The organism is Streptomyces panaciradicis (assembly GCF_023516615.1).
In the GTDB taxonomy this organism is placed as follows: domain Bacteria; phylum Actinomycetota; class Actinomycetes; order Streptomycetales; family Streptomycetaceae; genus Streptomyces; species Streptomyces panaciradicis.
The window spans coordinates 22,245-28,624 of sequence record NZ_JAMGBF010000182.1 but is presented as its reverse complement, the minus strand read 5'-3'; the positions used below and the strand labels follow the sequence as shown (position 1 = coordinate 28,624).

Below are 6,380 nucleotides of genomic sequence, written 5' to 3'. Positions count from 1 at the left end.
ATCGTCGACTCGGTCCTGATGCCCACCAGCTGACGCACGGTCGAAGACGCCGGACCACCGGTGCATGTGTGGGTCGCTGCCCGGTGGCCCGGTACGGGGAAGGGAAGGCCGGCGGGGGACGGGATGTCGTATGGGGTCGTCCCCCGCCGTGCCACCTCTCCCCACTGACCCTTGAACCTTCATGGCCTCTTCGCTCCAGCGAGCGGAGGGGCCACGCTTCGGCCGGGTTCCGTTTCTTCTGTCCGAACTGTCTCGGAGCGAGTGCTTGAACGATCATGCCGATCTCCACACGCTCACCGCCGCCTATGCCTTGGATGCTCTCCCCGAACATGAGCTGCTGCTGTTCGAACTGCATCTTGTCGCCTGCCCTGCGTGCAGGGAGGAAGTCGAGGATCTCGCCGCCGCCGTGGTGGAACTGGCCACGTCGCAACCGATCCAGGCGCCCGCGGCCATGCGCTCCCGTGTCCTGGGACTCCTCGCCTCCATCCCACAGTCCTGATGGTCCGATGGCGTTGCCCGTGTTTCGACCGCTGCTTTTCGCGTATCCCCGGCGGACTCCCGCCGGCCGGGACACCTACGCCGGCTGGCTGCCGATGAGCACCGCCAGGTCCCCCCGCCCTGTCCTGACGACGCCTCAAGGCGTCACTGCCCTCGACGAGAAGGGGATTGGCGAAGAGTGTCGGCGATTCTCTCCGTTCGAGTCCTTGCCGTGTCGGGCACCTGCCTGTGGTGCACCGTGGCGGGCCCTCTCACCAAGAAGACCGGCCCTCAGCTGCGCGAGATGCTCGCGGCGCGGTGTGCCGGTGTCACGGTGGTCGGGCTTGATCTACGACAGCTCACGCTCATCGGCGACGAGAGCACCCTCACCATGGCGTGGCCCGACGGCCCTGAGCTCCTTCACGTCCTTCCACCCCAGGGCCTGCGCTGCGCCCCGCCATGGCCCGCTGACCGTCGCCTCCGATGGCACCTCGACTTCTCCGCCGCTTGGCGTGCCTGGTGCGGATCGTGCCCCTGATTCCGCCGTCAGGCCATTGCGCCGCCGTGGAGCTTGTTGCTCGGCGTCCACAGGTCGCCTCCGGAACAATGGGAGTTGGGTGGCCGCGTCGTCGTTAGCCATGGTTCCGGCTCTCCATCGCCTGCGTGTTGCACCGGACGATAAGGTCGTGGGCATGTGGGAGGGGCTGGACGCGGTTGACTGGGCGACGCTGAGCCACAACTACGGATCTGCCGAGGACGTGCCCGACCTTCTGCGCCGGTGCGCCGAACCGGATCCGGACGACGCCGTCTACGCGGCTTTGGAGCTGCTCAATCGCCTTTTCCACCAGGGTGGTTGGATCTGCTCGGCGGCACCGGCCGCGCTGCCCTTTCTGTTGCGCCTGGCCGAGAGTGCCACCGTCCCGCTCCCCAGCCGTCGCGAAGTGCTGGAGCTGTTGTGGAGGCTGGCAGCGGAGGCCGGCCAGGTGGCGGAGAGGTTCCTTGACCCTGGCTGGCAGCCGGCCTGGGAACACGCTTTGCCGAGGGTGTTTCTCCTGCTCACCGACCCCGTCCCGGAAATCCGGCGGGACGCTGCTCACCTGCTCGGTGTATGCGACAGCTCCGGTGAACTCCTGCTGCCGGCGCTTATGCGGTGCTGGCAGGCGGAGACCGATCCGGCGACTCGCCTCGACGTGGTCCTCGCGCTCGGGAGGGCGGTGAACCGGCAGCCGGCCGGACGGCAGGCTACCGAGGTCATGGAGCTGCTTCGGGGGCTGCTCGGCGCCCCGGAAGCGCAGACCCGCCTTGCGGCGGTGCACGCGCTGGCCCCTGCCGCCCCCCACCTACCCGTACAACGAGTCGACCTCCTGCTGGAAGCGGTACGGGACCCGAGCGTCGAACTGTGGCAGCACACCAGCTCGGTTGATGCCGCCGTCCAAGGTGTCCACAACTGGACGGCTGCGCTCTTCACCGGGCCGTCCCCCACGTTCACTCTCGGCCTGTTGAAGGACCATCCCGATGTCGACCAGCGGATCGGCGCACTGGCGCAGGCAGGTGGGCTGCTGGCGCAATGGCGTTCGGTGAGCGTCGACCTCCTTCCCTTTCTCGCCGCCCGGCTGGGCGATCCCGCTACTGAGGTCCGGTTCCGCGCGGCCGAACTACTGGCCTGCCTCGGCCCGGCCGCCGTGGCTCACGCCGACAAGGTAGCCGTCCTGCTCGACGACACCGCCGCGCGGGACACCCGGACACGGCAGACCGTGTCCGAAGCCGCCGTGTGGGCGCTGGCCCGGATGAACGATCCGCGCTGCGTGCCGGGCCTGATCGAGCTGACGAGGGGCTCACGATCGGGCTTCGCCGCCGGCTCCGCCGGCTATCCCGTCACCACCGGCCTGCACCATGTCGTCCTCCCCTCGCTCACCGAGGTCCTGACCTGTCTTCCTGACTACGCCGAGCTGCTCCTGCCGGCGATCGTCGAGCAGCTCGACGCTGTCACGGACGATCACGCCCTCAACGGCATGTGCCGGGTGCTCGAGGCCTGGGGTGCCGTCGCGAAGGCGGCGGTTCCTCAGCTGCTTGGCCTCCTGGAAGACGATCGGACCTGGGCAGCGGCGGCCAACGCGTTGGCAGGGATCGGGACGGCAGGGACCGGGACGGCACGGTACGGGGCACGAGATCTGCTGTCGGCCCGATCAAGCAGCGGTGAGGCAGGTGCGGAAGTCGCAGCCTGGGCCTGCTGGAAGGTCAGCGGCGAGCCCGGACCGGTCCTGGAAGCGCTTGGACACGCCGCCGCTCAGGGGAGCATTCCGCGTCCTTTCCTCCGTATTTTCGCTGACCTTGGCCCCTACGCCGCTCACTACGCGGATCAACTCCGGCGGATGGCCGCCGACAGCGACCCCTGGACTCGTATCGAGGCCGCGTACGCGCTCTGGGCGACGACCGGCGACACCGAGACCAGCGTCCCGGCCATGACGAGTGTCGTTCGAGGACTGGCCAAGGGCACCTACCTCCCGGTCATGCTCCCCGCTGTGCAATACCTGGCTCAGATCGGTCACGCTGCTCGACCCGCTGCGCTGCTTCTGCGCGACGTGCCGACCCGTGATCAGCGGCTCCGCAGCAACGGTGGCTGGCGGGGTTTCACCCAGGACGAAGCCATCCGTGTCGCGCTCGAAGAGCTGTTCGCCGCTTGTGACTGACCGGTCGTGACCCCGCGAGCGTGTTCCCAGGTCGCTATACCTCGTCAGTTCGCGCTCACGCGCCGCCATGGCCTCCGGCCACCGCACGATCTTCGGGAGTCCACACAACCCCCGGTGATCACGCGATGGCCGTAGACGTTTCCGCCGGGTCCGCGGGTGATCGTGAACCCGGACTGAGGTGTCAGGAGTGATCGAACAGAGCGACTACGCTCTGCGGGGCTTCCCGGCCGAAGAAGCTTTTCAGGTTTCGCGCCGAGCGGTCGGCGGCGTCGCTACTGCGCGAGAACAGCCGCTCTTCGTAGGCGCTCAGCGCGACTTCGATGTCGGGTTGCTCAACCAGCTCGCCGGCCAGGTCCGCGCCGTCGTACATGGCGAGGTTCGCGCCCTCGCCGGCAAAGGGCGACATCAGATGCGCGGCATCGCCGACGAGCGTCGCTCCGGGCACCCTGTCCCATGTGAGCCCGACGGGGAGGGCGTAGATGGGACGGAGCCACGGCTCGGCGTCGCTCTCTGTCACGAAGGCAGTGAGCAGCGGCGACCAGCCGTCGAACTCGTCGGCAAGTTGCCGGAGGCCCGCGGACGGGTCGCCGAAGTCGATCGACCTGACCCACTCCTCGGGCTTGTTGAGCGCCACGTATCCGCGCACGTGCCCGTCGGCGTAGCGATGGGCGATGATGCCTTTGCCCGGCGCGACCGCCATCAGCGTGCCGCTGCCGATCGCGGCCACGCTCGCCCGGCAGTTCTGCCCGCCCGAGGTGAGGGCGATCTCGATGAAACAGGTGCCGCTGAAGGCAGGCTGGGCAGGGGTGAGCAGTGGACGGACCTTCGACCAGGCGCCGTCCGCGCCGATGACGACGTCGGCGCGGACGGCGGAACCGTCCGCGAAGGTGAGGACGTTGCCGCCCTCCGGACGGTGCAGAACCGAGGTGACCTTGTGACCCCACCTGATCGTCCCGGGCGCCAGCGAGTCGATGAGCAGGCGCCTCAGTTCGCCGCGATCCACTTCAGGACGGGCCGAAGCGGGGTTCGCAGGCATGTCGAACAGGATCATGCCGTGGCGGTCGACCACACGCTTGGCGTCCTCGCCCGGGCGGACGAGAGTGAGGAACTCGTCGTACAGACCAGCTGCGCGTAGCGCGACCTGTCCGGTCTCTTCGTGGATGTCGAGCAGGCCGCCCTGCGTACGGGTCGTCACCGAGGCCTCACCCTCGTAGATCGTCGCGGCGACGCCGTGAGCCTGAAGCACCCGGGCGAGCGTCAGCCCGCCCAGTCCCGCTCCGACGATGGCGATGGTCTTCTGCATGGTGCGCTCCTCTGTAGCGCCGACCCACGTCGGCGATGGCCAGCGCCGTGAGCGGACGGGATGTCCGCTCTCGGCAGGAGACGCTCACCGATCAGAACCATCTGCATCGATGTATGCGCGATGCCCGGCGGGTGGACCCGCGAGACATCGTTTTTCGCGACCCTGCGACTATAGCCCGGCATCCACCCCGCAGCGGCCCGGGGCCTCCCATGCTGGGACACACCGCACCCGCCACGTCCCTTGTTCTGGCCACGCATTACGGCTCGTCCCACGCTCGGATCTGGCAGTACCGCAGTGTGTTCGACCGTCCTCTGCGCCTGTTGGCTCTGACTCCGGGTCAGGAACATGCTGCGTCGGCCGAACGTCTCGTCGCTGCGGCACCGGATAACGGGATGTTGGCTCGGTGCGCTGCGTCCTTGCTTGTCGACGGTCAGGCCCCGCGGAACCTGAAGTTCGCTTTCGCGTCGGGCAGTTCGAGCGCCGACGCCCTGGACGAGCTCCGGTGCTGCCTCGTCCAGGAATTGGTGCTGAGAGGCGTGCCGATCGCCGAGAATCCGGAAAATCGAAGCCTGGGCGACCTCGCTGTCGAGGGTCAGCCGATTCCCCCCCGGTGTTCACGTAATTCCCCAGGTGGTGGCCGTAGCAGCGGTCGGGCCCCGCTGGTGATGCGGGGCCTGACGGGTCAGTCCTGCCAGTCCAGCTGTGGCTCGGGAATGCCGATGGAGCGCGCGTAGTCCTGCGCCTGCCGACGGCCCTCTACCTGCTTACGCGGATAGCGGAAGATCTTCTCGGCGAAGATCACAAACGCCTCCGTGGTGGTGTTGTAGTTGACATACCAGCCCCCGGTCGGGGCCAGGCATGCAGCCAACTGCTCAGCTAGACGCTCGGAGTCGGCCTCCTCGGCGGCGAAGTCCAGGAGAGTCCACTGCTGCGGCTGCTCGGCCGCCGCGTTGTTGACCTCCACTCTGGCGATCTTGGTGATGTGCATGGGGACTCCGGTCAACTCCGTTCCGGGCCGCAGACTTTCCGCGATCAGCACGCCTTCAAGCACCTGGTCCTCCTTGATCTCGACGCGGTGAGAGTAGCGGGGGCCTGTGACAGTGGCGGAGGGGCATCGGATCAGCCGTTCGAGGGTGTGCCTGGCTTCTGGGTCGGGCCCTTCCGCCGCTTGTTGGGCCGATAGCTGGGGCCGTTCATGATGACCTGGTTGCTGGAGTTGATCAGCCGGTCCAGCAGTGACTCGGCGACGACCGGGTTAGGACGGACGTTGGCGCCCTGGTGGCCGAGGGCCTGAGCGACGTGCGTCTTCCCGACACCGAGGGGCCCGAACAGAATGACGGACTCGCCGGAGCTGATCCCGGCACCGGCGAACGAGCTGTTGGTGGCTCCAACCGATCGCATCTGCACGCCGAATGCGGCTGCGACTTCGACAACTGCCTGCACCTGTCGTGGAAGCGGGGTATCGAACCGGTGGCCGCCTGACGCGGCGTCGCTCGCTTCCGGTCTAAAGGGGTGTGGGTCAGCTGTCAGTGCGGGCATGCCATGCGTTCTGGAGCGCCGGCTGCACGGCGTCCCCGAGAACGAGGTGTGTCGTCATGCCCGGCAGGGTGGGCAGCTCGGCCCAGTGAGTCACCGTGTCATCGTCGGCAAGACCGTAGGGCCGATGGACGTATCCGTCGGAGTCGACGAAGCAGTCCCTGTGTTCCGTTCCGTCCTCACTGAAGTGCCGATTCGTGAAGTACATCGGCCTTACCAGCCAGAACGCCTCCCCCAGCGCGTCCTCGGACTCGGGGCTTTCGGCTGGGTACCGGCCTGTGACCGCCACAGCCACCGGAACGCCGTCCCGCGGCAGCCTCTCGCGTGCGTCGATCCAGGTGACCTTGCTGTTCGGATTCGTCATCCCTCTCCCG

General features: G+C 67.8%; 6 protein-coding genes and 1 pseudogene. 3 read left to right on the top strand and 4 right to left on the bottom strand.

Translation table 11 applies throughout. From position 1 onward, the window contains the following. Positions 1–265: 265 nt before the first annotated feature. Positions 266–499, top strand: a complete 234-nt coding sequence (locus M8J74_RS39000; protein WP_249840970.1) for a hypothetical protein — start codon at positions 266–268, stop codon at positions 497–499. A gap of 670 nt (positions 500–1,169) precedes the next feature. Next, the gene (locus M8J74_RS38995; RefSeq protein WP_249840973.1) at positions 1,170–3,167 is read left to right on the top strand and encodes a hypothetical protein; all 1,998 of its coding nucleotides are present in this window, start codon (positions 1,170–1,172) and stop codon (positions 3,165–3,167) included. Between the two features lie 181 nt (positions 3,168–3,348). Here the strand turns inward: M8J74_RS38995 and M8J74_RS38990 are convergent, their stop codons facing one another. Continuing rightward, positions 3,349–4,470 (bottom strand): FAD-dependent oxidoreductase, encoded by a 1,122-nt coding sequence (locus M8J74_RS38990; protein ID WP_249840969.1) that lies wholly within the window; start codon positions 4,468–4,470, stop codon positions 3,349–3,351. Between the two features lie 35 nt (positions 4,471–4,505). On the opposite strand from M8J74_RS38990, the gene M8J74_RS38985 reads away from it, so the two are divergent. After that, positions 4,506–5,204 carry a DUF6183 family protein gene (locus M8J74_RS38985; protein WP_308406178.1) on the top strand — a complete coding sequence of 233 codons (699 nt, stop codon included), beginning with the start codon at positions 4,506–4,508 and terminating at the stop codon, positions 5,202–5,204. Here M8J74_RS38985 and M8J74_RS38980 read toward each other — a convergent pair. The 3 genes and pseudogenes from M8J74_RS38980 to M8J74_RS38970 all read right to left on the bottom strand — a co-directional run bounded on the left by M8J74_RS38980 (position 5,153) and on the right by M8J74_RS38970 (position 6,370). After that, positions 5,153–5,521 carry a hypothetical protein gene (locus M8J74_RS38980; RefSeq protein ID WP_249840967.1) on the bottom strand — a complete coding sequence of 123 codons (369 nt, stop codon included), beginning with the start codon at positions 5,519–5,521 and terminating at the stop codon, positions 5,153–5,155. The genes M8J74_RS38985 and M8J74_RS38980 overlap by 52 nt on opposite strands. A gap of 68 nt (positions 5,522–5,589) precedes the next feature. Beyond that, positions 5,590–5,826, bottom strand: a pseudogene (locus M8J74_RS38975) (ATP-binding protein); the annotation flags it as partial. 163 nt (positions 5,827–5,989) lie between these two features. Continuing rightward, a complete protein-coding gene (locus M8J74_RS38970; RefSeq protein WP_249840966.1) occupies positions 5,990–6,370 on the bottom strand; it encodes an AQJ64_40280 family protein in 381 nt (126 codons plus the stop codon). Positions 6,371–6,380: the final 10 nt, after the last annotated feature.

Coding starts and splice junctions, on each gene's coding strand:
- M8J74_RS38990 (WP_249840969.1), bottom strand. CDS start 4,470: ATGCAGAAGACCATCGCCATCGTCGGAGCGGGACTGGGCGGGCTGACG.
- M8J74_RS38985 (WP_308406178.1), top strand. CDS start 4,506: ATGGCCAGCGCCGTGAGCGGACGGGATGTCCGCTCTCGGCAGGAGACG.
- M8J74_RS38970 (WP_249840966.1), bottom strand. CDS start 6,370: ATGACGAATCCGAACAGCAAGGTCACCTGGATCGACGCACGCGAGAGG.
- M8J74_RS38995 (WP_249840973.1), top strand. CDS start 1,170: ATGTGGGAGGGGCTGGACGCGGTTGACTGGGCGACGCTGAGCCACAAC.